The following is a 24,030-nucleotide window of genomic DNA, read 5'->3' on the forward strand; positions in this document are numbered from 1 at the left end:
CATGTCCACCCTCTTCAAGAACCAGGAACACCTGCTGAATCAAAAAGACTACCCCGTGGTGGTGGTCGGTGGCGGTCAGGCCGGCCTGTCGGTCAGCTACTACCTTCAGCAGCAAGGCATCGAACACATCGTGCTCGAGAAGAAGTTCGTCGCCCACGCCTGGGCCAAGGACCGTTGGGACACCTTCTGCCTGGTCACCCCCAACTGGCAGTGCCGCCTGCCCGACTTCCCCTATGCGGGCGACGACCCCGAAGGCTTCATGCTCAAGGATCAGATCGTCGAGTACGTGCAGGCCTTTGCGCTGAAGACCCGCCCGCCGGTGGTGGAGGGGGTCAGCGTGAACCACGTCAGCCGACAAAAGAGTGGTGACCTGCTGGTGGCGACCAGCGCGGGCGATTTCCACACCCGCCACGTCATCGTCGCTACCGGTGGGTATGACCTGCCCATCATCCCGGCCTACGCCGAGCGCCTGCCCAAGCACATCAAGCAGATCCATTCGGTGGACTACCGCAACCCCGAACAGTTGCCCGAGGGCGAGGTGCTGGTGGTGGGCACGGGCCAGTCGGGTGTGCAACTGATGGAAGACCTGCACCTGGCGGGCCGCAAGGTGCACCTGTGCGTGGGCCCGGCGCCCCGCTCGCCACGGGTCTACCGTGGGCGCGAGTCCACCGCTTGGCTGATGGACATGGGCGTGTACGAGCTGACGGTGGATCGCCACCCCCTGGGCGAGAAGGCCCGCGAGCGCACCAACCACTACATGACCGGGCGCGACGGCGGCCATGAAATCGACCTGCGCAAGTTCGCCCTGGAAGGCGTCAAGCTGTACGGCAGCATGGCCGACATCGAAGGCAGCACGCTGCGCTTCCTGCCCGATCTGGAAAAGAACCTGGACGACGCCGATGAGGTCTACGTGGGCATCCGCAGGGACATCGATCGCTACATTGCGGCCCAGGGCATCGACGCCCCGGTCGAGCCCGATTTCGTCAAGGCTTGGCGCCCCGAGCAAGAGGTGCTGGCGCTGGACGCCGAGGCCGCCGGCATCACCACCATCATCTGGGCCATCGGCTTTCGCCCCGATTACCGCTGGATCGAGCTGCCCGCCTTCGATGGCCGCGGCCACCCGAAATACGAGCGCGGCGTGTCGCCCGTGCCGGGCCTGTACTTCCTGGGGCTGCCCTGGCTCAACACCTGGGGCTCGGGCCGCTTCCTGGGCATTGCCGAAGACGCGCAGTACCTGGCCGATGTGATTGCCGGGCGCGAGGCAGGGGCCGATACGGCAGCGCAGGGCCGTGAGCACGAGGCGTTGGCTGCCTGATCGCGGACGCCAGGGCAGGGCGTTGGAGGCACCTCGCCCTTGGCTTCAGATCAACTCCACATGCTGCTGCAGGTGCTCGGCCACGCGGCCCAGGGCCATGCGCACGGGGTGCACGGCCCTCTCCAGGGTGCTGTCACCCAGCCATTCGTCTTCACGGAAAAAGACCTGGCGCACGTCGATGCGGGCCGTCCAGGCCCGCGATGGCGATGGCGAGGCCGAGGAGGTGTGCACGTCAAAGCCGTCTTCCTCGCTGCGCAGCAGGCACCAACCTGCGGTTGGGCCCATCTGAACCGGGGCCACGAAGGAGAAGCCCTGGGGCGGCGCGTTCACGGCCTGCAGGCCCTGGCCGCTCAACTGCCAGCCCCGGCCCGTGTCCTGCGCCTGCAGCCGGTGCAGGCCCATGGGCAGGGGCACGGTGGCGGCACGCTCGCCGCTCAGCAGGTCGGGCAACAGGTACTCGCGCAGCGCGCCATTGGCCGACTGCAGCAGAAACTCGATGGCCATGCGCTGCCCCCAGAACAGCAGGGCCGCCGACATCGAGTGCTGGCACAGCTCGCTCATCCGCTCGGCCAACTCATGGGCCTCCCCACCCAGGCCGCCGTAACGGGCGGGCACGGCACACCTGAACAGGTTCAGCCGCAGCAGGTGATCCAGGTCGCTTTGGGGCGAGGGGCTGGGGGCGGCCACGGCCTGCTGGCCGCCCAGAGTCGGGTGATCGGTGAGGAAGGTCGTCGTCGTTTGCATGCCGCCGAGTATGGAAACCCCGCCCCGGCCTGTGCCGGATCAGATCCGCCGAAGCGGGGCGGATCAGAGGCAGGTCAGGGGCGGATCACGGGCCGGGGCCAGCGCTCGCGGGCCCGGCCCAGACGCGTTTCAGTTGCGCTCAGCGCCGCCGTGGCTCAAACGCCGTCCAGGCGGATCTGCACGCTGTTGCCCTGGTACAGCGGCGTGACCTTGCTGAAGCCGGCCACGCTCACGCTGCTGAACTGGCCCGAGCGGGCGCCGGCCGTGAGCACGGTCAGCGTGGTGCCGACGGCGGGGGTGTAGCCCGAGAAGCTGATCTTCAGGTCGCCGCCCTTGATCACCGCATTGCCCTGGATGTTCAGCACCCCTTGCGAGGCCGACTTCATCACCAGGCTCAGCGTGCCCGCCGACTGGCTGTAGGCACCGCCGATGGCCAGCGAACCGGCGGCCGTGCACTCCAGCGTGCCGCCCTTCACAAACACGTCGCCAGTACCCAGCGCGGCGGTCGAATCAGCGCCCAGCGTGCCGGCGCTCAGCACCGTGCCACCGCTGTAGCTGTTGGCGCCGGTCAGGCGCAGGCTGCCGCTGCCCAGTTTGCTGAGCTTGCCCTTGCCGGCGATGTTGTTGCGCCAGCTGTCCAGCGCGTTGAAGCCGCCCAGGCTGGCCTCCATCGTCACGGCCACATCGCCATTGAAGTTGCCGTAGCCATCAGCCGCAGCAAACAGGTTCAGGCGGCCCCAGCCTTCGCCGTCATTGCCCAGCGGGTAGCCCGAATCGAGGGCCGTGCTTTTCAGCACCACGCGACGCTGGTCGGCCGACAGATAGGGCAGGCGGGTTTCCAGCAGCACTTCGGCGCCCTTGGGCACGGTGCTGGTCTGGCCGGCCGCATTGATCTGGCTGAAGCCATAGGTCAGGCGTTGGAAGTAGCTGGCGCGGTTGCTGCTGTAGCTGGCAAAACGGTCGTAGTCGGCGCTGCTGCTGTCGGTGGTCTTGGCGGTGTGGGCGTAGGTGTTGAGTGCGTTGAAGTCGGCGCTGCCGGTCTTGCTCCGCAGGTAGGCCTGGGCCTGGTTGTAGGCGGCGCTCTTCACGGCGCTGGTGTAGTAGGCCACGTTGGACAGGTTGTAGGCCACCACCGCGGTGGCGTGCACCCGGCCGCCCATCACGTCCAGCGGGGAATGCATGCCGGCCAGGATGCGGTTCTCGCCCATTTCCATGGCGCGGCTGATCAGCTCCTGGTAGCGCTGCGGCACCAGGTAGGCCATGGCCAGGGTGTCACGCCAGGCCTCTGCGGTGTGGCCGCTGGGAAAGCCGCCATCGGTGGCCGGCGTGCTGCTCTTGGCCGATTCCAGGGCCGGCACCACCTTCACGTCACTGCTCCAGCGCCAGGGGCGGGCGTATTTGTAGAAGCGCTTCGGCGGCTCGGTGGAGCCATCGGCCAGGCCGCCGATGAAGTCCACCGCCAGGCCCAGGTCGGCATTGGCGCTGGAGCCCACGCCGAGGTTGTTGCCGTTGTCGTTCACCGCCGGGCTCACGGCCTGCGTCGGATCGACGCTGGCGATGGTGCTGGTCTGCTGGGCCCCTTGGCGCCACAGGCTGGTCAGCGGGCCCAGGCCATCGCTCACGCTGTAGCCCTTGTTGCGGCGGTCATCCAGGTAGGCGGCCAGGGCCTGTGCCGTGCTGCGGTTCTGGGTGGCTGTCTTGACGTAATCGATGTTGCCGGCATGCACCGTGCTGTTCTTGACCGTGCCGTCCGTGCTGTCGCCCGGGATGCCGGTCCAGGTCGACGCGGTGACGGCGGGGCAGCCATTGGTCGCCGCCAGGGTCACTCCGGCGTCGACGAGCAGGGTGCTGGGCGTCCACAGGTCCAGAAAGCCTTGCAGCACCCGGGCACCGGCGTTGGTGGCCAGCGTCACGTTGCAGGGGTTGCTGCGGCTGTTGGTGGCACCCGCGTCGACATAGGCCGTGGCCGCAGGCATCGGGGCTGTGTCCGCGGCACCGACCCCGACCGGTTCGGCCGGCAGGGGCAGGCTCAGCTCGGAGCCACCGCCGCCGCAAGCGATCAGCAAGGTGGTGGTGGACAGGGCAAGGATCAGGGGGCGCAATGCCCAGGTCGGTTTCAGGCTCATGGTCGCCATGGAGGTGGAGTGACAGAAGGCTGGCGATTCTTCCGAACTTGTATGACAACTTGAAGACGTTCGGTGCCCAGCTCATTCGGTTCGACAGGGGGCCAGTGCGGGGAGGGCCGCGGACGGCATAGAGGCGACCCGCCCCGGGGGGATCCGACGGCAGGCGCCGAAACACGGGCCGGGATGCGGGTGGGCTGTCAGGCTAGACCACCAGGTGCCGCTCGATGCGTTCGCGGCCCAGCTCGGCAAAAGCCCCTTGAAGTACCTGTTCGCCATGGTCCAGCACGATGACATCGTCGGCGAAGGCCGATACGAATTCCAGGTTCTGCTCGACGATGATGAAGCTCGCACCTGTGGATTTGCGGTGCTGGATCAATCGGGCCATGCGGTCGATGTTTTCGGGCTGAACCCCCTCGCTGGGTTCGTCAAGCAGGGCCAGCTTCGGGCGCAGGCCCAGGGTGCGGCTGAACGCCAGCAGCTTGCGCTCTCCGCCGCTCAGTGAGCCCGCGCGTTGGCTCAGCCGTCGGGCCAGCAAGGGAAATTGCTCGAACAGATCCGTGTAGCGGTCGGCGTCGCGATCGTCGAGGTGCAGCCAGAGATTTTCAGCCACGTTCAGATCGGCGAACACCACGTTGTCCTGCGGCGTGTAGGCCATGCCTTGTGCAACCCGGGTGTGAAGTGCACTGCCTGTGATGTTGCGCCCATCCCAGATCAATTGGCCCTGGGCCAGTGGCAACAGGCCGGCCAGGGCTTTCAACAGGGTGCTCTTGCCGACCCCGTTGCGACCCACGATGGCAAGCGCCCGGCCGCCCTGCACCTGGCCGGCCACGCCTCGCACGACCAGCGTGTCGCCATAGCCGCAAACGATGTTTGTAAAGGTCAGGTTCATTTCCGGCCTCCGGCGTAGATGGCTCGAACGGCCGGGCTGGCCTGTATTTGCGACAACGGCCCCTGCTCCAGCAGGCGGCCCTGGTGCAGCACATAGACCTCGCCCCCCATGGCCTCCACCGCCGAGATGTCGTGTTCAATCAGAAGGGCCGCCGCCCCGATGCGTTCCACCAGTGCTTTGATGGCTTTGATCATGTGGTGGGTCTCCGCCGGCGAAAGCCCGGCACAGGGCTCGTCGAGCAAGACAAGGCGAGGTTCTGGCAGCAGCGTCATGGCCAGTTCCAGGGCTTGTCGGTGCCCTTGCGCCAGGGTGCCGGCCGGACTGTCCAGTTGCTCTCTCAGTGCTTGGAATTGATGCAGGATGTCCGTCAGCAAGCCGGTCTCCCAGCCTAGAGTGACCAGGCGCAGCAGGTCCGTTGCCTGGGCACGACCGGCCCACACCGCCAGCCCGAGGTTTTCCCGCACGCTCAGTGCCGGGAAGACGGAGGGGACCTGCATCTTCCGCCCGATCCCGTGGCGCGCCACTCGCCAGGCCGGCTGGTTGCCTATTTCTTCGTCGTTCAGTCTGACGCTGCCACCCAGAAGCGGCAGCCGTCCCGTGATGAGATTGAATGTCGATGTCTTGCCTGCTCCATTCGGACCGATGATGCTGCGTATGCCTGGGCCCTGCAGTGCAAGTGACAACCCGTCCAGGATGGACACTCCCGATTGCGCTGTCCTGACCCCGGCCAGGGTGAGTGAGACCGATGGCGGAGGCGGTCGGCGCAGGTCTGGTGCATTCCGGGCCAACGCGCGCCGTGGCACTTGGCCACGGCGCATCAGACCGGCCACCCCGTTGGGAAGAAAGAGCACGACCGCGATGAACAGCATCGCGATGGCGGCCTCCCAGTAAGGGAACTGCTCCCGCAGTTCTGCTGATGCATAGCCGATGATGGTGGCGCCCAGCAGCGGCCCGAGGGCGCTGGCCTTGCCCCCGACCGCAGCCCAGATGACCAGTTCCGTCGACAGCACGAAGCTCATGGACTGAGGCGTCACGATGCCCTGGTGAGCCGCAAACAGGGCGCCGGCCAGCGCTGTCAGCAGGGCCGAGCCCGCGAAGGCCCGGGCCTTGATCCGGTCGGTGGCGTAGCCCAGCAACTGCAGCCTTTCCTCGTTCTGGGCAATGGCTTCCCAGATGACCCCGATGGGGCGCGCCACCAGCAGGGACAGTGCCAGTGTCGACGCGACTGCGCATGCAGCAATCACCCAGTAAAGCGTCTCGTAGCGCGAGGTGCCCGGAAGTTCCGGGATGTCGGCCAGGCCGTTGAAGCCGCCAGTCAGGCCACTCCATTGCTGAGCCGCCAGAAAGCCCAGCATGGTGAGGGCCAGGGTGATGAGCGAGAAGTAGGGTCCGCTTCGTGTGCTGCGCGCGAACACCACGCGGGCGATCAGGTAGGCCAGCAGCGCAGGGGTGATGATGGCCAACGGCAGCATCAGGCACCACAAGGCCTCGCTGTTCGCCGCCCGCAGCACCCCGCCGCACAGGTAGGCCCCCAAGCCGAAGAACAGCGCATGCCCCAGCGACAGAAAGCCGAGCCGGCCCCAGCAAAGCGCAACCCCTTGGGCGGCCATGCCGTAGACCAGGAACAAGGCGATCTGGTAGGCCGTGAAATCGTTGCTGGCCAGAGGCAGGCCCGTCAGCACGACTGCGAGTGCAGCCGCTGGTTTAGCGTCGCGAAAAAAGGCCATCGGGTTTCAACCACAAAAAGACAATGGAAAGCATGAGCACGACCGCGTATCCGCTGGTCTGGCCCGCAATGCTGCTGGTGATGGCTTGGGCGCCACCGATGATGCCGACACCGCCGAACAGGCCTCCCAGGGTGCCCAGGCCGCCCACCACCAGCACGAAGAAAGCATCCAGCAGATAGTCCACCCCGATCCCTGGCTCGATCCGGATCAGGGGGGCCAGCAGCACCCCTGACAGGCCGGCCAGCATCACGCCGATCACGAAAGCTTGCGATGCGAGCCGTCGGATCGGTATCCCGAGCGCCTGGGCAAGGACCGGGTTCGACGTCATCGCACGCACGCGCAATCCGGCGGCGCTTTGCCGATACCAGACGAACAGAGCCGCCATCACCATGAGTGTGAGGACGATCAGGGCCAGGCGGTACACCGGGTACGGCGAGCCCAGGACCATGACTGGCTGCGTCAGCGTCGATTCGACGTTGCGGTACCCGCGGCCGAAGAGTGCCTCGACCAGCTTGCGCAGCAGCATGGCCAGCGCCCAGGTGGCCAGCAGCGTATCGAAGGGCCGGGCATAGAGTGGCCGGATCAGCCACCGTTCGACCGCGTAGCCAAGTAGCCCGCAAACCCCCATGGCCAGGGGCACTGCGGTGACGAGCGGCAGACCCCACTCTTGTACGGTGACCGCGGAGTAGGCGCCGATCATCACGAATTCGCCGTGGGCCATGTTCATGACCCCCAGCAAGCCGAAGACGATGGCCAGGCCCAGCGTGGTGAGCGCAAGCGTGGCCAGCTCGTACGCCAGGTTCAGAGCATGCAGAACAGTGCCGCCATCCATGTTTCACACCTTGCAGCTCTGGCCTGCGCCGATCTTGGCAAAGGTCTTGACGACCCGAAAGCCCTTGTCGGTGACCTCGGCCACATGGATGTCCTGTTCGACATGGCGGTTCTGGATCGTCACCGTTCCACGGGGGCCGCTGTAGCTGGTGCCCTCGGACACTGCGTCCATCTTGGCCACCTCCAGGCTACCTGCCTTTTTGGCCAGGGCTTCCAGCATCAGGAGGCCTTCGTAGGTGGACTCGGCCAACCCGTTCAGTGTGGGCGCATTGGCGCCTTGGTGCTTGGCATAGTCTGCGGCGAAGGCTTTGGCAGCCGGCGTGTCGAGGTTGGCGAAGTAGCCCGAGCTGGCGTACAGGTTGCGGGCGTTGCTCAGACCGATGCCCGCCAGGGTGTTCTCTTCAATCAGGGTGCCCAGGCGCAAGGCCTTGTCGGCCAGGCCAAAGCTGGCGAAGGCCTTGTTGAAGGTGACCGACGAGCCCCCGACGAGCGAGACCAGCACCGCATCCGCACCGCTGTCACGGATGCGGGCCACACTGGCGTCGAAGTTGTCCACGGTGAAGGGCAGGTACTCATCGCCCACCACCTTGGCGCCCGTCTTCTCGATGTACCCTTTGGCCGCCGCGTTGGTGTTGCGGCCCCAGACATAGTCGTTGCCGATCAGGTACCACTTGGTGGGCTTGCGCTCGGTGACCAGCCAGGGGATGACACGCTCGAGCTGCTGCTGGGGTGTCTCCCCTTTGACATAGGTGCCACGGGCGCATTCGCCGCCTTCGTACACCGGCGTGTAGAAATAGGGCACCTGTCCTTTGAACAGGCCGACCAGCGCACCGCGCACCGCACTGTCGTGCATGCCGATGAAGGCTTCGGCCCGCTGGCCTTTCCACAGCTTCAAGGCGGTTTGCGCAGATTCGGCCGGTGCCAGGCCGGCGTCTCCGAAGAGCAGATCAACCTGTCGCCCCAGAATGCCCCCTCGGGCATTCAGCGCCGCGGCCGCCATGTTGGCGCAGGCTTTGGCCGAGGGGCCAAACAGCCCGGCCGGCCCGCTTTGCGGAATCATGACGGCGACCTTCAGTGGGCTGGCCGCGAAGGCCGAGGTGGTGATCCCGGCGGCGGTGGCGGCCAAGGTGTTGTGCAGGAATGAACGACGGTTCATGGCGTTTCCTCTGGTTCAGGTGGGGATGGGGGTTGCAGGAGCGGCTGGCAGGGCTGCCTGCACGGCCTCGGCGATGGCGAGCAGCTGCCGGTCGGACCCGATGGGCCCGTCGAGGGCCAAGCCCACGGGCAGCCCGTTGGACAGTCCGGCCGGCAGCGAGATGCCGGGCAGTGAGGCCGTGCTGCCCGGGTCCGTGTGGCGGATGAAGGCGCTGAACGTCGGGACCTGGACGCCGTTGAGTTCGACCGTCTCGTCTTCGCCAACGAATGCGGCCGTGCGCGGTGTCGTCGGGAACGCCAAGGCCTGCACTTGGCTTGTTTCGAAAGCCCTGGCATAGACCGCCTGCAGTTCGGCACGAGCCGTGAGCGCAGACCGATAGACAGCCGGCGCAATCGCACCATCACCCAGCAGCGGGCCGACGATATGGCGGACATCGGGACTGGCGACATCGGCGATCAGCGCGTCGAGCGTCACGCCGCGCTTGCGCTCCCGCAGATAGATGCCCATGTCGCGGACGAATTCGTGCAGGACGATGGGGAAGCTCGCGGCTGCGCACAGGTCGGTCAGGCGTGGCAACTCGACCTCCACCCACTCGACGCCTGCCTTGCTCAGAGCCCCCAGCGCGTCTTCGCAGGCCTTCTGCACCCCGGGTTCCAGGTCGTTCCAGAACGCCGCGCGCGGTATGCCGATGCGCACACCTTTCAGATCGATGCGTGTTGGCATGATCGGTGCCCCGGTCAGAACGGCGTCGAGCAGGGCGCAATCCGCCGCGGTCGGGGCCAACGGGCCGGCCGTGTCCCTGGTGCCCGAGATCGGGGCAATGCCGACATTCGAGACCCGCCCCACCGTGGGGCGGAATCCGGTGACTCCGCACAACGCGGCGGGAATCCGGATCGACCCGCCGGTGTCGGTCCCCAGCGCCGCCGGCACCAGGTGGGCCGCTACGGCGGCCCCCGACCCCCCGCTGCTGCCTCCCGGGATGCGGCGGCGGTCCCAGGGATTGCGGACTGTACCCGTGACAGCGTTGTGGCTGCTGATGCCCATGGCCAGCTCGTGCATGCCGAGTTTGCCCGCGATGAGCGCACCAGCGGCTTTCAGCCGGGTCACGACCTCGGAATCGGCCTGGGGCATCTGGCCCGCCAGTGCGGTTGTGCCGGCGCCACATGGGAGGTTGATCGCCTCGATGTTGTCCTTCAGGGCGATGGGGATGCCGAGCAGTGGCAGCCGTTCTCCAGCGGCAATGCGCCGGTCGGCTTCGCGGGCCGCATCGCGCAGGGCTTGGGGGTTGAAGCTCGCCCAGGCGTTGATGTCCTGGCTGGCAGCGGCCCTGGCAATGCAGATGTCGGCGAGGTCCTGGCTGCTCACCCTTTGGGCATCCAGCTGTCGTCGTTGCTCGTGGAGGGGAAGGTCAAATGCGTGCATGGGGTCATCCATCCGTGGTGATGGGGCCCAATTTACGAAGCGGCGGTCTGGCCATCACCTATAGGAATCGTTAGGTGGCACCCTCCGGTGTGTCGGTAAAGCTAGGGTCTGACCGGACGGGGAAACTGCAGGGCCGTCCGTAGCATCTGGCACTCGCGCATGAACCTTGCTTGGATTTCCGCATGCACCTCTCCACTGTCCAGACCCGGGCGCTCGCCGACCTCATGAAGCTGATCGCCGATGCGACCGATGCCGATGAGCTTCGTGAGCGCATGGCGCTGCCCATGCTGGATCTGCTGGGGGCCGACACCTATGTGTCGATGGTCTGGGACGGCGGGCGCCAGCGCTTCGAGCGCGTGACGGCACTCAATATGTCCGAGGACAACCTGCGCTCGTGGGATGAGCACTTCCGGTTCGTGGACCCGTTGACCTTCCCCATGATGCAGCGCCGCAAGCCGACCGTCGCCACCCAGGTCATGTGCCAGACCGACCTGTCTCGCACCGAGTTCTTCAATGATTTTTTGCTGCGCGACCGGATGTATTGGGGGGTCAATGCCTACTTTTACGATCAGGACCAATGCGTCGGTGACGTGCGCATCTGGCGCAACCGGGAGCGCGGCAACTTCGACACCAGCGAGTTGGGCATTCTTCGGATGGTGGAGCCCGCCATCACCGCGGCCCTGAGTCGCCTGGGCCTCAAGGACCAGTCCTTGGCGCCGGACGACGGCGAATGCGCCGAGGTCACGCTGCAGCGCGAGGGGCGCTTGAGCCGGCGTGAAGCCCAGGTGGCCTGGCTCGTCAGTTGCGGGTGCGCAGACAAGGAGATCCAGCACCGGCTCGGGCTGGAGTATCCGACCGTCCGCTTCCATCTGGGCAATGCCTTCAAGAAACTGCGCGTCGCCAACCGGGCGGCCCTGGTGGGCCGGGTGCGCTCGCTGCTGGCGCATCAGCCAGTGGGGGCTGCTGCTATTGAGGGCTTGGTCGAGCCGATGGCCAGCGTGTCACCAGGGGGGCGTTTGGGCGCTCAGGCTGCTGGCTTTACAGCCCCAATTCCAGCGCCAACAACTCATCCACTGTCTGGCGACGCCTGATCAGGCGGGGCTCAGCGCCGTTGACAAGCACTTCGGCAACCAGCGGGCGTGTGTTGTAGTTGGATGACATGGATGCGCCGTAGGCCCCGGTGTCGTGTATCACCAGCAGGTCACCCACCTCCGCCGCCGGCAGGTCGCGAGGCAATACGACGCCGCCATCGCCCTGGGTGAACACGTCGCCCGACTCGCACAGCGGGCCAGCCACCACCGTGGGTTGGCTGGGGCCATGGCTGCCATCCCGGCGCAGCACGCTGATGGCATGGAAACTGCCATACATGGAGGGGCGCATCAGTTCGTTGAGCCCCATATCCACCAGCACAAAGTGATTGTTGCCCGCCTTTTTGGTGGCACACACTTCACCCAGCAGCACGCCTGATTCGGCCACCAGGAAGCGGCCGGGCTCAATTTCCAGCCCCAGCGCATGGCCGACGAGGGTCTCGGCGTGCTGACGCGCCCTGTCCCATATGCCGTAGTAATGCTGCGTGTCGATCACGGTATCGCCTTCGCGATAGGGGACGGACAGCCCACCGCCGGCCGAGATCGCACGCAGGTCATGCCCTTGGGAGTGCACCTGTCGCACCAAGTCCACCATGACGTCACACACCTTGGACAGGTGGCTGTAGTCCACGCCCGAGCCAATGTGCATGTGCAGACCCGCCAGCGTCAGACCCTGCTCACGAATGGTTTGCAGTGCCAATGTCACATCGGTGTGCCAAATGCCGTGCTTGCTGTGCTCGCCGCCTGTGTTGGTCTTGTTGCTGTGACCATGGCCAAAGCCGGGGTTGATGCGCAGCCACACCGTGTGCCCTTTGGACCGACGGCCCAACTGGTGCAGCATATCGATGGAGCCCGCGTTGACGGGGATGCCGTGCTCTACCACGCAGTCGAGCGTGGCGGCATCGAACAAGTCGGCAGTGAACACGATCTCTGAGCGCTCACCGCCTGCCTTGAACCCCGCAGCCAGGGCCCGCAGAATTTCGCCGCGTGAAACCGCGTCGACCTTCACGCCTTGCTCGCGCATCAGCTTCAGGATGTGGATGTTGGAGCAGGCCTTTTGTGCATACCGCACCGTGTCGAAGTTGGAAAGCTGGGCAATGCGCTGGCCGATGGTGGCGGCGTCATACACCCAAAGCGGTGTACCGAACTGCTCGGCCAGTGACCACAACTGGGCGGGGGTAAAGAGAGCGGACATGTGGGGCTTCAAAAAGAATGAGAAACAGAAAAAGGACGCCATGGCCTGCTGTCAAGGCGAGACACCGCTGAAATTCTGTCGAAGCGGGACTATTCGGTCCAATGGATATTTGTCCACAAGGTATTCACTTTCGATATGCTCTTGGCATGATCCAGCCCTCCAGCAACGACCTGCACCGCACCCGCAGCGCCCTCATCACCCACCGACACATCGAAGTCTTTCGTGCGGTGATGACCGCTGGCAGCGTGACCCATGCTGCCGCTTTGCTCAGCAGCTCTCAGCCCACAGTCAGCCGCGAATTGGCACGACTTGAGCACCTGCTGGCCTACCCACTGTTTGAACGCTCGCAGGGCCGCCTGCGCCCCAATGCCCGCGCTCTGGCGCTGTGGGACGAAGTGCAAATCTCATGGCGGGGCCTGGAGCGCGTCGTGGAGCGGGCCGTGGCCCTGGGGCAATCGCAGGAGGCACAACTTTCGGTGCTGTGCCTGCCGGCCCTCGCCCATGCTTTGTTACCTGGCGCCATGGCCCGGCTGCTTCAGGCGCAGCCCCATCTGCGTGTGTCCATCACCCCGCAAGAGTCTCCGTTGCTGGAGGAATGGATGAGCGCCCAGCGCTTTGACCTGGGCCTGAGCGAGCAGCCCGGTACGCCGGTGGGTGTGCAGGCCCTTCCGCTGCTGACGCTGGATGAAGTGGCTGTGTTGCCAGCCGGGCATCCGCTGGCTGCGCAAGCGGTACTGCGTTTGCAGGACTTTGCAGGCCAGCAGTTCATCAGTCTGGCTGCCGATGACCCTTACGGCCGTCAAATAGACCAGCTTTTTGCCGAGGAAGGCGTGGTGCGCCATTTGCACCTGCAAACCCACAGTGCAGTGGCTGTGTGCGCCATGGTGCAGCAAGGTCTGGGGCTGGCCATCGTCAACCCCTTCACCGCCCTGGCCATGGCGGGGTCGGGGCTTGTGTTGCGCAGGCTGGCGTTCTCCATCCCCTTCAGCATCACCCTGTTGCGCCCCTTGTACCGGCCGGCCATGTCAGAAACGCAGGCCCTGGTGCACTGCCTGCAGGCGCAGGCTCAGGAGGTGACCGCCGCGCTGCACCGATTGCTTGAGCCGTCATCCGCTGTTCCCCACTGATCGCGCCTGAAAAGAATCCGGTGCCCGGTCTGCCTGGGTCAGTGGCGGCGCCATTGTTCCGTATGAGCAACAAAGAGGCGCTCAATACGCTATTCCCTAAAATATGGAGCAACAATAAAGTCAGGTCTTCGATTCAACCCTTCACCACCGAAAGGCCCACCATGTCCTCCAGCACTGTTCAGATCACCCCGGTCACTCAATCGCGCAGCGTCGAGCAACTGGTGCGCGGCCAGGCCACCTCGGATGGGGCGGGCGTCAAGCTCAGCCGGGTGCTGACCCAGCCGCTGCAGCACCGGCTCGACCCCTTCCTGATGCTCGATGCCTTTGGCAGCGACAACCCCAACGACTACATCGCCGGCTTCCCCGACCACCCGCACCGCGGCTTTGAAACCGTCACCTACATGATCGCCGGCCGCATGCTGCACCGCGACAGCGCCGGCCATGAAGGCCTGCTGCAAAACGGCGGCGTGCAGTGGATGACCGCCGGCAAGGGTGTGATCCACTCCGAGATCCCGCAGCAGGAAGAGGGCGTGATGGAGGGCTTTCAGCTCTGGCTCAACCTGCACAGCAGCGAAAAGATGAACACCCCCTGGTACCGCGATTTCCAGGCCGCCGACCTGCCGCACTTCGTCACCCCCGAAGGCGTGGCGGTGACCGTGATTGCGGGCAGCAGCCATGGTGTGCAAGGCGCCGTGCAGCGCCCCATCACCCAGCCGCTGTACCTCGACCTGCACCTGCCGCAGGGCGCGCGCTTTGAGCAGGCCCTGCCGCCGCAGCACAATGCCTTTGTGTATGTGTACCGGGGCGAGGTGTCGGTGGCCGGCCAGGCCGTGCCGCTGCAGCGCATGGCCATTCTGCGCAACGAGGCCCAGGCCGATGGCGTGGTCATCGAGGCCACGGCCGATGCCCGCGTGCTGCTGATTGCCGGCCAGCCTCTGAAGGAGCCCATCGTGCAGTACGGCCCCTTTGTGATGAACAGCAAGGAAGAGATCTACCAGGCCCTGAACGATTTCCGCGATGGCCGCCTGGGTGAAGAAGCGGCCTGAAGCCGCCTGAAGCCGCCTGAAGCCGCACCACAGCCGCCTATTTTCTGAACCGAACGGAGACCCGCCATGACCATCGAAGCCACCCTGCAGCGTGCCAACGGCGCGCTCACCACCCTCAGCAACGGCCGCCACGTGTGGAACTCGGACATCGACAAGACCCTGGGCTCGCAAGACCGGGCGCCCGATCCGCATGATCTGCTCGACTCGGCCCTGGCCGCGTGCACCACGCTGACGCTGGAGCTGTACATCCGGCGCCGGCAGCTGGCGGTGACCGCCCTGCGGGTCACGGTGGATCATGTGGAAGACAAGGCCGCCGATGGCCGCGTGCGTTATCAGCTGCAGCGGCGCATCGCCATCGAAGGCACGCTGACGGATGCCGATCGCCAGCGCCTGCTCGAGATCGCCGACAAATGCCCCATCCACCGCCTGCTGAGTGGGGAGATCCACATCCAGTCGGCGCTCGTTGCCACGGCGGGCTGAGGCCTGACCCCGCGCGTCACCGATGGAATCCCTCAACCCCAACGATCTGCTGATCTACGCCCGGGTGGCCGAGGCGGGCAGCTTCAGCAAGGCGGCCGAGCGCCTGGGCCTGCCCAAGTCCTCGGTGTCGCGCCGCGTGGCCCACCTGGAAGAGCAATTGGGTGAGCGCCTGATGTCGCGCTCCACCCGACGCTCCACCTTCACCGATTTCGGCCTGCAACTGCTTGAGCATGCCCGCCAGGTGGCGGCCGAGGTCGACGCCGTCACCGCCTTGAGTGAACACCGCCAGCTGCAGCCCACAGGGCGGCTGCGCGTTTCCATGCCCCCCGAGGTGGCCACCCTGTTGCTGCGCGACATGCTGGCCGCTTTTGTGGCCCTGCACCCCGCGGTGACGCTGGAGCTGGACCTGTCGCCCCGCCGGGTCGACCTGGTGGGCGAGGGCTTTGACCTGGCCCTGCGCTTTGGCGAGCTGCAGGACGACGGCTCACTCACCGCGCGCCGCCTGGCCACGCTGTCGATCGGCCTGTATGCCGCACCGGCCTACCTGGCCGAGCATGGCGACCCCCAGACGCCTGAGGACCTGGCCCACCACAAGAGCGTGCTGCTGCTCAAGCGCAACCTCGAGCCCGCCCGCTGGACGCTGCTGCATGGCGACACCCGCTGGGAGGGCGCCCCCCCCGTGCAGCTTTGTGGCCAACGCCCCTGGCCTGCTGCTGGAGATGGCGGTGGGCGCCTGCGGCATCGTGGCCGTGCCCGACACCATGGCCCAGGCCCGTGTGCGCAGCGGTGAACTGCGCCGTGTGCTGAACGCCTGGTGCCTGCCCCCCGAGCCCGCCTGGGCCGTGTTTCTGGGCCGGCGCCTGATGCCCAGCAAGACCCGGGCTTTCATCGAAATGCTGGAGGCGGCGTTGAAGACCGAGTGAGGCGGGGGGTATCCGTTGGGGATGCTCCAAGCCGGGTTCAATGAGGTGCCGCCGCCGGCCATAGGCTATGACGGCATCGATTCATAAATCTAAGATGTTGGGTGTTAAGTCGAAAAATTTAGCTTAACACCCAAAAAAATGGATTTAATTTACCAGCGCCCTGACGAGATCGTGGCGCAGCTCTGCACCCGTTTGCGGCAAGAGCGCCTGGCCCAACAGATGACGCAAGCCGAGGTGGCGGCGCGTGCCGGTGTGGGCGTGAACACCTTGTCCAACCTCGAATCGGGCCGCAATACCAGCTTTGAGAGTGTGGTCCGCGTCGCCATGGCGCTGGGGCGGTCGGCAGAGCTGGCTGCCCTGTTCCAGCCCCGGCTGGACAGCCTGGACGACATGTTGCGTTACGAGGCCAGCACCCAACGCCACCGGGTCAAACGAAAGGCGAGCCGTGCCTGAGCAGATCGATGTGTTCTACAACGGCTGGGGCTTGCATCGCGCCGCTTCGATCGGCAGGTTGGCCAGCGCATTCACCAGCAAAGCCTGGCCGCCTTCACCGGAGCCGACTTCCGCCCCCCCGGCGCGCTCGACAGCGTCCACTTTTTGCGGGCCACCCAGCTGTGCACCAACGGCATGCGCGAGAAGGGCAGGGCTTTCGAGCGGGTGGTCTTCAACGTGGTGTTCAACAACCGCGACGACCACCCCAAGAACTTCGCCTACCTCATGCAGCCCACGGGCCAATGGCAGCTGGCACCGGCCTACGACGTCACTTTTTGCGGAGGCCCGGGTGGCTACCACCAGATGGATGTGATGGGCGAGGCCCTGGAGGTGGGCCGCAGCCACCTGATGCAGCAGGGCCGGAAAGAGGCCGAGCTGCCTGCCCAGGCGGTGGTCGGCATCCTGGAGCGCGTGTGCAGCGTGGCCAGCGCTTTCACTGCCACGGCCCACAGCGAGTGCGCCGGGCAGATCAGCCCCGGCACCCTGCGCCTGATCCAGGGGCGGATCGACGACAACGTCCGGCGGGTGGCTTAGCGCTGAAGCTCGGACACCTCACCTCGACATCACCTTGTTCTGAGCGTCTGCAGCCCGAGCTCCCAGGCCTGTGCCATCTGACGCCACAAGGCCGGCTTCACCCGCGCGTCGCTTTTGGCGTCGTCCAATGTCTTGCGCATGCCCTCGGCGATCCGCTCCAGAACGGCCGCAGGCCTTGGCACGCCACAAATGCGACGGCCGAATTCCAGCAACTCCTCGGTCGTTGGATAGGTCTTCGTCTGGTGCTTGCCGGCCCACAGTTTGAGCGCCAGCGTGTGGTCCTCCAGCTCCGGGCCGCCTGGGTATTGGGTGTACTTGTAGATGCTCGTTGTCACCACATCAAACATGGGCGCCAGCCAAACGTCTGAGGCGGTACGGTAGAGCAGGCCGAAGTTTTTCAGGTGGGCGTCGCCATTGCGCACCATCACCGAGAACGCCACCTGCTCGAAGAACCGGTGCAGGTTGTCGCTGTGGAGTTGGAGTTGCCGCAGCAGTTCGGCCACGCGTTGATAGCTGCCCTGGTACTTGCGGTCCGACAGGATGTCACGCACACGCAGCCCAGCCAGGGCCGCGATGTCTTCGAAACCCAGGCGCTCCACATGGCCGTCGTCATGGATGACGAGGTCAAACCGGTCGAGCACCAGCATCTGCCCGTCATCAGAGAGCGCGAATGTTGGCACATCGATGCCGGCATGGCGGGCGGCCGTGAGGCAGAGAAATTCGTTAGCGGCCAAGCCTGGGTAGGCTGGACTGGCGGCCTTCACAATGAGTGAAGGAATGGGCACGGTCGGCCGATCCGGCACCATGATTTTGGGCTGCATGCCCGCGATGCCAGCGCCGGTGCTCAGGTAGGCGGCCACCAGTTCGTTGAAGACTTCGGGTGTGTACGCCGTCTTGAGCAGTTCCTCCTTGCTCAAGGTGCGCGGCCGGGCGGGTCCGGTTCGGTCGGGCAGGCTGAACCCGAGCCGGCCAATCCCGTTGCGTCCGACCAGTGCCAGCATGTGCATGGGGGTCATCGGTTGTTTGGGAAACAACTCCCGGATCTTCATGAACAAGTCGCCCTCCGGAAGGTTTTGGTCCATCGGAGGAAACAGGTCGCCGTCCTGCCAGGTCAAGCGCTCCCGGGGCGGCATGAGCAGCGCGACCGCAGGCTGCTCTGGGTCCGGCTGCAGGTAGCGGAATTCGTAAGTTGAAGCGCGAATGAGCTGCCCGGCCTGAAAACCATCGCCGATGGAGACGTTCAACAGCCGGATCTTCTCAGGCAGCATCGTCGTCCTCGTCTTGGAAGCGGGCGGCCACCTCGCTGGCTGAGGGCATGCCTGCACTTTCAAGTCGAAGCGCCAAACCCAGTGCGCTGGCCACCGCCAGCAATGAAGACACCGTGGAGTCGTCACCTGCCTCCAGGCGGTAGATGACCTCACGAACCTTGCCGGCCTTGTCGGCCAGTGCCGATTTGCTCATGCCCAGGGCTTCCCTGCGTTCACGCAGCTGTTCACCTAGCTCGTCGGGTAGTCTAATTTTGCTAGTCATAACTGGCATAGTAGGCAAAAAAGACTATTTTGTCTTTTATAACTTGCAGCATGACTTGGTTTTCACGCCAATGCTAGTCATGGCTAACAAAGCAGGATGTCAATGGCCACGTTGCCAGTCATCACTTGCAATCACCCGCCTTTTCTTTCATCCCCATCCCACAGCGCCGTCCCAACCCGCAACGGAGGGATGAGGTGGGCCCTGTGCCCTGAACCACAGCGGGGCTGCTGCCAGCCCCGCCGGCTTCAGCGTCAACCCTGGGCCAGACCTGCCTTGGCCACACCCACCGGCCGGGTGCTGACGGCCAGGCGCACGGCCAGGGCGCCCAGGGCCGCCACCGTGGCCAGGCCCACCACCCCCAGCCAGCCCCATTGGGCCAGGGCCAGGCTGCCCAGCCAGGCACCGGTGGCCATGCCGACGAACATGCCCACGAACAGCAAGGCGTTGAGCCGGCTGCGCGCTGCAGGCTCCAGGCCATACACCAGGGTCTGGTGGGCGACCAGGGTGGCCTGCACGCCGAAGTCGAAGGCCACGGCACTCAGCACGATCAGCACCAGCTGGCCTTGCGGCGGCAGCAGGGCGGCGCCCGCCATGCTGGCGAAGGCGAGGGCGCTCAGGCCGGCACCCAGGCGGGTCACCAACTCCGGGCCGCGCCGGTCCGAGATGCGGCCGGCCAGCGGTGCGGCCAGAGCACCGGCCACGCCCGCCAGGCCAAAGGCACCGGCCGCCCCGCTGCCCAGGTGGAAGGGCTCGGCATGCAGCATCACCGCCAGGGTCGACCAGAAGGCACTGAAGCCCACCGCCAGCAGGCCCTGGGCCAGCGCGGCGTGGCGCAGCCCCGGGTAGCGCTGCCACAGCTGGCCCATCGAGCCGATCAGGGCGGTGTACGAGACCCGGGTGGTGGGGGCAAAGTCGGGCAGGCCGCGCCACAGTGCCACGGCCAGCACCGCCACCGAGGCCGCAGCCGCCCCGTACACGGCGCGCCAGCCCAGTTGCTCGGCCAGCAGGCCGCTCACCACCCGCGACAGCAGAATGCCCAGCAGCAGCCCGGTCATCACCGTGCCCACCGCCTTGCCCCGGCTGGCTTCGGGCGCCAGGATGGCGGCGGCCGGCACGATGTCCTGCGCCACCGTGGCCGACAGGCCGATCAACAGGCTGGCCAGCAGCAGCCAGGGCACCGAGGGGGCGAAGGCGCTCAGCAGCAAGGCGGCGGTCAGGGCCAGCGCCTTGGTCAGGATCAGGCGGCGCCGGTTCAGCCGGTCGCCCAGCGGCGCCAGCAGCAAGATGCCCAGGGCATAGCCCAGCTGCGTCAGCGTGGGCACCAGGCCGATGCGGCTGGCGCTGGCCTGCAGGTCGGCGCCCAGCACGCCCAGAATCGGCTGGCTGTAGTAAAGCGAGGCCACGCTGAAGCCCGCGCCTGCGGCCAGCAAGGCCAGGTGTTTCTGGCTCAGCGCCGGCGCGGCGGGTGTCTGGCGTTCGGTTTCATGCACAGTGGGTATGGAAGTCATGGGTTTCTCCGGTCAGGATCGATGTGCTGAACTGTAGGGAAGCCCTTGCCGCCTTGGTAGTGCCCCAATTTGAACAATTGATATACGCTTGGCGCATGAAAAACACCCTGCCTGCCAGCCGTCAGGTCGACCGCATCGAGCTGTTCGACACCTTTGTGCGCATCGTCGAGGCGGGCAGCCTGTCGGCGGCAGCCAGCCAGCTGGGCAGCACCCAGCCCACCATCAGCCGCCGTCTCACGGCGCTGGAGCAGCAACTGGGCCTCAAGCTGCTGCAGCGCAGCACCCACGCCATGAAGCTGACCGAAGACGGCGAGCGCTGCCTGACGCTGGCGCGGGGCCTGCTGGAGACCTGGCAGGCCATGGACGAGGGCCTGCGTGGCCAGGCTGCCCAGCCCCAGGGCACTTTGCGCGTGCTGGCGCCGCACGCCTTCGGCCAGCAGCAACTGATCGGCCCGGTGGCCGACTACCTGGCGCGTTACCCCGGGGTGTCGCTGGAATGGCTGCTGCACGACCGGCTGCCCGACTTCATCGCCGAGGGCGTTGACTGCGCCATCCACGTGGGCACGGTCGAAGACCCCAACCTGGTGGCGCTCAAGCTGGGTGAGGTGCGGCGCGTGGTGGTGGCCGCCCCCCAATGGGTGGATGCCGCCGCGCCGCCCAGCCATCCGCGCGAGCTGGCCGACCTGCCCTGGATGGCGGTGCGCACCTTCTACCAGAACGAGGTGCTGCTGAGCCAGCGCACCACGGGCGAATCGTTCAGCTTTGCCATCCACCCGCGCTTCAGCACCGACAGCCTGTACGCCCTGCGCAACGCCGCCTTGCGCGGGCTGGGCCTGGGCATCTTCTCGCACTGGCTGGTGGATGAAGACATCGCTGCAGGTCGGCTGGTGCGCCTGTTGCCTGGGTGGGAGGCTCCGCCCCTGCCGGTGTTCCTGGTCTACCCCTACAGCCGGCTGTACCCGGCGCGGCTGAGCCGTTTCATCGAGCTGATCCGGCAGGCTGCGCCTTCGGCCATCGACGTTTGAGGTTCGGTGTGCACCGCATCGGTGCTGACCTGGCCTGATCTGGTGCAACCCGGCCTGCCCGAGAGCTCTCAAGCGACTAGATGGGCCATTTTCTGCAGGCACGGAAGCTGCTTATGCCCTCACGTGGCCGGCAGCATCGACGCTCCGCCGGCCCTTTCTGCACCGCTAACGACGGCGGACACGTGTCGGTTGCGGCCTGGGGCTTGAGGCCCGGGCTGCCTGCACCGACACGGCAACACCCCCTTTGATTTTTCCATCCATGGCAGGCTCGGCGCCCTCCGCCCCGCCCGCCGGTGCGCCGCGCCGCGCACTTCATTCAGGAGCACGCAACATGAAAATCATCGTCGTCGGACATGGCATGGTGGGCCACAAATTTCTCGAAAGCCTGGCCGAAGCCGGCCTGCACAGTGCGCAGGTCACGGTGCTGTGCGAAGAGCCGCGCCCCGCTTACGACCGGGTGCATCTGTCGGAGTTTTTTGCCGGCAAATCGGCGCAGGATCTCTCGCTGGTCGAGCCCGGCTTTTTCGAGCGCACCGGCTTCAGCCTGCGCCTGGCGGCCCGTGCCGCCACCATCGACCGCAACGCCCGCACCGTGACCCTGGTCGATGGCCAGGTGCTGGCCTATGACAAGCTGGTGCTGGCCACCGGCTCCAGCCCCTTTGTGCCCCCGGTGCCAGGCCATGACCGGGTCGACTGCTTTGTCTACCGCACCATCGAAGACCTGGAAGCCATGACCGATTGCGGCGCCCGGGCCCGAAGCGGCGTGGTGGTGGGCGGCGGCCTGCTGGGCCTGGAGTGCGCCAAGGCCCTGCGCGACCTGGGCCTGCAGACCCATGTGGTTGAGTTTGCCCCGCGCCTGATGGCGGTGCAGGTCGACGAGGGGGGCGGCCGCGTGCTGCGCCACAAGATCGAGGCCCTGGGCCTGCAGGTGCACACCCAGAAGAACACGCTGCAGATCATCGACGGCGAGGCGGCGCGCCACCGCATGGTGTTTGCCGATGGCAGCCACCTCGAGGCCGACATGATCGTGTTTTCGGCCGGCATCCGCCCGCGGGATGAGCTGGCCCGCGCCAGCGGCCTCACGCTGGGCCCGCGTGGAGGCGTGGAGATCGACAGCGAGTGCCGCACCAGCGATCTGGACATCTACGCCATCGGCGAGTGCGCCGCCTGGAACGGCCAGACCTTCGGCCTGGTGGCCCCGGGCTACGACATGGCCCGCGTGGCCGCCCGCCACCTGGCCGGGCAGGACGACGTGGCTTTTGTGGGTGCCGACATGAGCACCAAGCTCAAGCTCATGGGCGTGGATGTGGCCAGCATCGGCGACGCCCACGGCAAGACCCCGGGCAGCCGCAGCTTCCAGTTCAGCGACGAGATCGCCCAGGTCTACAAGAAGATCGTGATCAGCGAAGACGGCAAGCGCCTGCTGGGCGCGGTGCTGGTGGGCAATGCCGACGAGTACGGCACCCTGCTGCAGATGGCCTTGAACGGCATCGCCCTGCCCAAGAACCCCGAGTTTTTGATCCTGCCCAGCAGCGAAGGTCAGGCCAAGCCCGGCCTGGGGCCGGACGCGTTGCCCGACTCGGCCCAGATCTGCTCGTGCAACAACGTGAGCAAGGCCCAGATCTGTGCGGCCGTGGCCGGCGGCGTGACCAGCATCGGCGAGCTCAAGGCCTGCACCAAGGCGGGCGCCACCTGCGGCGGCTGCGTGCCCCTGGCCACCCAGGTCATGAAGCTGGAGATGAAAAAGCAGGGCCTGGCTGTGAACAACCACCTGTGCGAGCACTTTGCCTACTCGCGCCAGGAGATTTACCACCTGATCCGGGTGGGCCACATTCGCAGCTTTGACGATCTGCTGGCGGCCCACGGCAAGGGCCTGGGTTGCGACATCTGCAAGCCCGCGGCGGCCAACATGCTGGCCTCGTGCTGGAACGAGTTCGTGCTCAAGAAAGACCTGGCCAGCCTGCAAGACAGCAACGACTACTACCTGGGCAACATCCAGAAAGACGGCTCTTACTCGGTGGTGCCGCGCATGCCGGCCGGCGAGGTCACGCCCGACGGGCTGATCGCGGTGGGGCAGGTGGCCAAGAAGTACGGCCTGTACACCAAGATCACCGGCGGCCAGCGGGTGGACCTGTTCGGTGCCCGGGTCGAGCAACTGCCCGCCATCTGGGAGGAGCTGATCGCCGCCGGCTTCGAGTCGGGCCATGCCTACGGCAAGTCGCTGCGCACCGTGAAAAGCTGCGTCGGCTCCACCTGGTGCCGCTACGGCGTGGGCGACAGCGTGGGCCTGGCCGTGCTGCTGGAGAACCGCTACAAGGGCTTGCGTTCGCCGCACAAGATCAAGTTCGGTGTGTCGGGCTGCACCCGCGAATGTGCCGAGGCCCAGGGCAAGGACGTGGGCATCATCGCCACCGACAAGGGCTGGAACCTGTATGTGTGCGGCAACGGCGGCATGAAGCCGCGCCACGCCGAGCTGCTGGCCTCCGACCTGAGCCAGGACGAGCTGATCCGCACCATCGACCGTTTTCTGATGTTCTATGTGCGCACCGCCGACCGCCTGCAGCGCACCAGCACCTGGCGCGAAAGCCTGGAGGGCGGCCTGGACTACCTGAAAGACGTGCTGCTGCAAGACAGCCTGGGCCTGGGCGCCGAACTCGAAGCCCAGATGCAGCAGGTGGTCGACACCTATGCCTGCGAATGGAAGGCCGCCGTGAGCGACCCGGCCACGCGCCAGCGCTTCCGCTCTTTCGTGAACAGCGATCAGCCCGACGAGCACATCGTGTTTGTCGAGGAGCGCGGCCAGATCCGGCCGGCACGCCCCGAAGAACGCACCGGCCTGCCGGCCTGAGCCCACGCCCCGCAAACGCATTGA

The 24,030-nt window shown here is 66.2% G+C and carries 22 protein-coding genes; 11 read left to right on the forward strand and 11 right to left on the reverse strand.

Translation table 11 applies throughout. The features are described from left to right. The first annotated feature begins 1 nt into the window (after position 1). Entirely contained in the window at positions 2-1,315 is a 1,314-nt protein-coding gene (locus tag F624_RS0100110; RefSeq protein WP_019572208.1) for an MSMEG_0569 family flavin-dependent oxidoreductase, read from the forward strand. A gap of 45 nt (positions 1,316-1,360) precedes the next feature. On the opposite strand, the gene F624_RS33120 is transcribed toward F624_RS0100110, so the two are convergent. From F624_RS33120 to iaaH, 7 genes are all read right to left on the reverse strand, one after another. Continuing rightward, positions 1,361-2,059 (reverse strand): acyl-CoA dehydrogenase family protein, encoded by a 699-nt coding sequence (locus F624_RS33120; protein ID WP_019572209.1) that lies wholly within the window; start codon positions 2,057-2,059, stop codon positions 1,361-1,363. Positions 2,060-2,214: 155 nt separating this feature from the next. Continuing rightward, positions 2,215-4,194, reverse strand: coding sequence for an acid phosphatase (locus F624_RS0100120; protein ID WP_019572210.1), 1,980 nt, complete (start codon positions 4,192-4,194; stop codon positions 2,215-2,217). A gap of 193 nt (positions 4,195-4,387) precedes the next feature. After that, the gene (locus tag F624_RS0100125; RefSeq protein ID WP_019572211.1) at positions 4,388-5,074 is read right to left on the reverse strand and encodes an ABC transporter ATP-binding protein; all 687 of its coding nucleotides are present in this window, start codon (positions 5,072-5,074) and stop codon (positions 4,388-4,390) included. Beyond that, complete coding sequence (locus F624_RS0100130) at positions 5,071-6,702, reverse strand: branched-chain amino acid ABC transporter ATP-binding protein/permease (RefSeq protein WP_245573524.1); 1,632 nt, start codon at positions 6,700-6,702, stop codon at positions 5,071-5,073. The genes F624_RS0100125 and F624_RS0100130 overlap by 4 nt, the downstream gene beginning before the upstream one ends. A gap of 76 nt (positions 6,703-6,778) precedes the next feature. Then, the gene (locus F624_RS0100135; protein WP_019572213.1) at positions 6,779-7,633 is read right to left on the reverse strand and encodes a branched-chain amino acid ABC transporter permease; all 855 of its coding nucleotides are present in this window, start codon (positions 7,631-7,633) and stop codon (positions 6,779-6,781) included. A 3-nt stretch (positions 7,634-7,636) separates the two neighbouring features. Next, entirely contained in the window at positions 7,637-8,788 is a 1,152-nt protein-coding gene (locus F624_RS0100140; RefSeq protein ID WP_019572214.1) for a substrate-binding domain-containing protein, read from the reverse strand. Between the two features lie 15 nt (positions 8,789-8,803). Further along, positions 8,804-10,210 (reverse strand): indoleacetamide hydrolase, encoded by a 1,407-nt coding sequence (iaaH, locus tag F624_RS0100145; RefSeq protein WP_043425226.1) that lies wholly within the window; start codon positions 10,208-10,210, stop codon positions 8,804-8,806. A gap of 182 nt (positions 10,211-10,392) precedes the next feature. Between iaaH and F624_RS0100150 the strand changes: the two genes are divergently transcribed. Further along, positions 10,393-11,301 (forward strand): helix-turn-helix transcriptional regulator, encoded by a 909-nt coding sequence (locus F624_RS0100150; RefSeq protein ID WP_019572216.1) that lies wholly within the window; start codon positions 10,393-10,395, stop codon positions 11,299-11,301. Here F624_RS0100150 and lysA read toward each other — a convergent pair. Then, positions 11,249-12,493, reverse strand: coding sequence for a diaminopimelate decarboxylase (lysA, locus tag F624_RS0100155; RefSeq protein ID WP_031253704.1), 1,245 nt, complete (start codon positions 12,491-12,493; stop codon positions 11,249-11,251). The two genes, F624_RS0100150 and lysA, sit on opposite strands and share 53 nt — an antisense overlap. Before the next feature lie 146 nt (positions 12,494-12,639). Between lysA and F624_RS0100160 the strand changes: the two genes are divergently transcribed. The 7 genes from F624_RS0100160 (at position 12,640) to F624_RS0100190 (ending at position 17,095) form a co-directional block, all read left to right on the forward strand. Next, entirely contained in the window at positions 12,640-13,620 is a 981-nt protein-coding gene (locus tag F624_RS0100160) for a LysR family transcriptional regulator (protein WP_019572218.1), read from the forward strand. 161 nt (positions 13,621-13,781) lie between these two features. Next, on the forward strand, positions 13,782-14,666 hold the full coding sequence (locus F624_RS0100165; RefSeq protein ID WP_019572219.1) for a pirin family protein: 885 nt from the start codon (positions 13,782-13,784) through the stop codon (positions 14,664-14,666). A 66-nt stretch (positions 14,667-14,732) separates the two neighbouring features. Continuing rightward, positions 14,733-15,146, forward strand: coding sequence for an OsmC family protein (locus F624_RS0100170; protein WP_019572220.1), 414 nt, complete (start codon positions 14,733-14,735; stop codon positions 15,144-15,146). 22 nt (positions 15,147-15,168) lie between these two features. Continuing rightward, the gene (locus F624_RS31990) at positions 15,169-15,936 is read left to right on the forward strand and encodes a LysR family transcriptional regulator (RefSeq protein WP_342663564.1); all 768 of its coding nucleotides are present in this window, start codon (positions 15,169-15,171) and stop codon (positions 15,934-15,936) included. Then, a complete protein-coding gene (locus F624_RS36355) occupies positions 15,866-16,069 on the forward strand; it encodes a LysR substrate-binding domain-containing protein (RefSeq protein WP_342663565.1) in 204 nt (67 codons plus the stop codon). Before F624_RS31990 ends, F624_RS36355 begins: the two co-directional genes overlap by 71 nt. A 138-nt stretch (positions 16,070-16,207) precedes the next feature. Continuing rightward, a complete protein-coding gene (locus tag F624_RS0100180) occupies positions 16,208-16,522 on the forward strand; it encodes a helix-turn-helix domain-containing protein (protein WP_019572221.1) in 315 nt (104 codons plus the stop codon). Positions 16,523-16,546: 24 nt separating this feature from the next. After that, complete coding sequence (locus F624_RS0100190) at positions 16,547-17,095, forward strand: type II toxin-antitoxin system HipA family toxin (RefSeq protein WP_084679352.1); 549 nt, start codon at positions 16,547-16,549, stop codon at positions 17,093-17,095. Between the two features lie 29 nt (positions 17,096-17,124). On the opposite strand, the gene F624_RS0100195 is transcribed toward F624_RS0100190, so the two are convergent. The 3 genes from F624_RS0100195 to F624_RS0100205 all read right to left on the reverse strand — a co-directional run bounded on the left by F624_RS0100195 (position 17,125) and on the right by F624_RS0100205 (position 20,133). Next, positions 17,125-18,363, reverse strand: a complete 1,239-nt coding sequence (locus tag F624_RS0100195; RefSeq protein ID WP_019572224.1) for a type II toxin-antitoxin system HipA family toxin — start codon at positions 18,361-18,363, stop codon at positions 17,125-17,127. Next, on the reverse strand, positions 18,353-18,634 hold the full coding sequence (locus tag F624_RS0100200) for a helix-turn-helix domain-containing protein (RefSeq protein ID WP_031253709.1): 282 nt from the start codon (positions 18,632-18,634) through the stop codon (positions 18,353-18,355). Before F624_RS0100200 ends, F624_RS0100195 begins: the two co-directional genes overlap by 11 nt. Before the next feature lie 242 nt (positions 18,635-18,876). Further along, complete coding sequence (locus F624_RS0100205; RefSeq protein WP_051107254.1) at positions 18,877-20,133, reverse strand: MFS transporter; 1,257 nt, start codon at positions 20,131-20,133, stop codon at positions 18,877-18,879. 95 nt (positions 20,134-20,228) lie between these two features. Here F624_RS0100205 and F624_RS0100210 point away from each other — a divergent pair, with 95 nt between their 5' ends. Both F624_RS0100210 and nirB read left to right on the forward strand, forming a co-directional pair. Further along, positions 20,229-21,158 (forward strand): LysR family transcriptional regulator, encoded by a 930-nt coding sequence (locus F624_RS0100210; protein ID WP_019572227.1) that lies wholly within the window; start codon positions 20,229-20,231, stop codon positions 21,156-21,158. Between the two features lie 331 nt (positions 21,159-21,489). Further along, entirely contained in the window at positions 21,490-24,006 is a 2,517-nt protein-coding gene (nirB, locus tag F624_RS0100215) for a nitrite reductase large subunit NirB (protein ID WP_019572228.1), read from the forward strand. The last annotated feature ends 24 nt before the right edge of the window (positions 24,007-24,030 follow it).

The organism is Curvibacter lanceolatus ATCC 14669 (assembly GCF_000381265.1).
GTDB classification, from domain to species: Bacteria; Pseudomonadota; Gammaproteobacteria; order Burkholderiales; family Burkholderiaceae_C; genus Curvibacter; species Curvibacter lanceolatus.

Excerpts from the sequence above, each read along its gene's own strand:
- F624_RS0100180 (WP_019572221.1), top strand. The coding sequence starts at position 16,208 with ATGGATTTAATTTACCAGCGCCCTGACGAGATCGTGGCGCAGCTCTGC.
- F624_RS0100165 (WP_019572219.1), top strand. The coding sequence starts at position 13,782 with ATGTCCTCCAGCACTGTTCAGATCACCCCGGTCACTCAATCGCGCAGC.
- F624_RS0100160 (WP_019572218.1), top strand. The coding sequence starts at position 12,640 with ATGATCCAGCCCTCCAGCAACGACCTGCACCGCACCCGCAGCGCCCTC.
- F624_RS0100110 (WP_019572208.1), top strand. The coding sequence starts at position 2 with ATGTCCACCCTCTTCAAGAACCAGGAACACCTGCTGAATCAAAAAGAC.
- F624_RS33120 (WP_019572209.1), bottom strand. The coding sequence starts at position 2,059 with ATGCAAACGACGACGACCTTCCTCACCGATCACCCGACTCTGGGCGGC.
- nirB (WP_019572228.1), top strand. The coding sequence starts at position 21,490 with ATGAAAATCATCGTCGTCGGACATGGCATGGTGGGCCACAAATTTCTC.
- F624_RS0100200 (WP_031253709.1), bottom strand. The coding sequence starts at position 18,634 with ATGCCAGTTATGACTAGCAAAATTAGACTACCCGACGAGCTAGGTGAA.
- F624_RS0100210 (WP_019572227.1), top strand. The coding sequence starts at position 20,229 with ATGAAAAACACCCTGCCTGCCAGCCGTCAGGTCGACCGCATCGAGCTG.
- F624_RS0100195 (WP_019572224.1), bottom strand. The coding sequence starts at position 18,363 with ATGCTGCCTGAGAAGATCCGGCTGTTGAACGTCTCCATCGGCGATGGT.
- F624_RS0100140 (WP_019572214.1), bottom strand. The coding sequence starts at position 8,788 with ATGAACCGTCGTTCATTCCTGCACAACACCTTGGCCGCCACCGCCGCC.
- F624_RS0100170 (WP_019572220.1), top strand. The coding sequence starts at position 14,733 with ATGACCATCGAAGCCACCCTGCAGCGTGCCAACGGCGCGCTCACCACC.
- F624_RS0100120 (WP_019572210.1), bottom strand. The coding sequence starts at position 4,194 with ATGGCGACCATGAGCCTGAAACCGACCTGGGCATTGCGCCCCCTGATC.
- iaaH (WP_043425226.1), bottom strand. The coding sequence starts at position 10,210 with ATGCACGCATTTGACCTTCCCCTCCACGAGCAACGACGACAGCTGGAT.
- lysA (WP_031253704.1), bottom strand. The coding sequence starts at position 12,493 with ATGTCCGCTCTCTTTACCCCCGCCCAGTTGTGGTCACTGGCCGAGCAG.
- F624_RS0100125 (WP_019572211.1), bottom strand. The coding sequence starts at position 5,074 with ATGAACCTGACCTTTACAAACATCGTTTGCGGCTATGGCGACACGCTG.
- F624_RS0100205 (WP_051107254.1), bottom strand. The coding sequence starts at position 20,133 with ATGACTTCCATACCCACTGTGCATGAAACCGAACGCCAGACACCCGCC.
- F624_RS31990 (WP_342663564.1), top strand. The coding sequence starts at position 15,169 with ATGGAATCCCTCAACCCCAACGATCTGCTGATCTACGCCCGGGTGGCC.
- F624_RS0100150 (WP_019572216.1), top strand. The coding sequence starts at position 10,393 with ATGCACCTCTCCACTGTCCAGACCCGGGCGCTCGCCGACCTCATGAAG.
- F624_RS36355 (WP_342663565.1), top strand. The coding sequence starts at position 15,866 with ATGGCGGTGGGCGCCTGCGGCATCGTGGCCGTGCCCGACACCATGGCC.
- F624_RS0100135 (WP_019572213.1), bottom strand. The coding sequence starts at position 7,633 with ATGGATGGCGGCACTGTTCTGCATGCTCTGAACCTGGCGTACGAGCTG.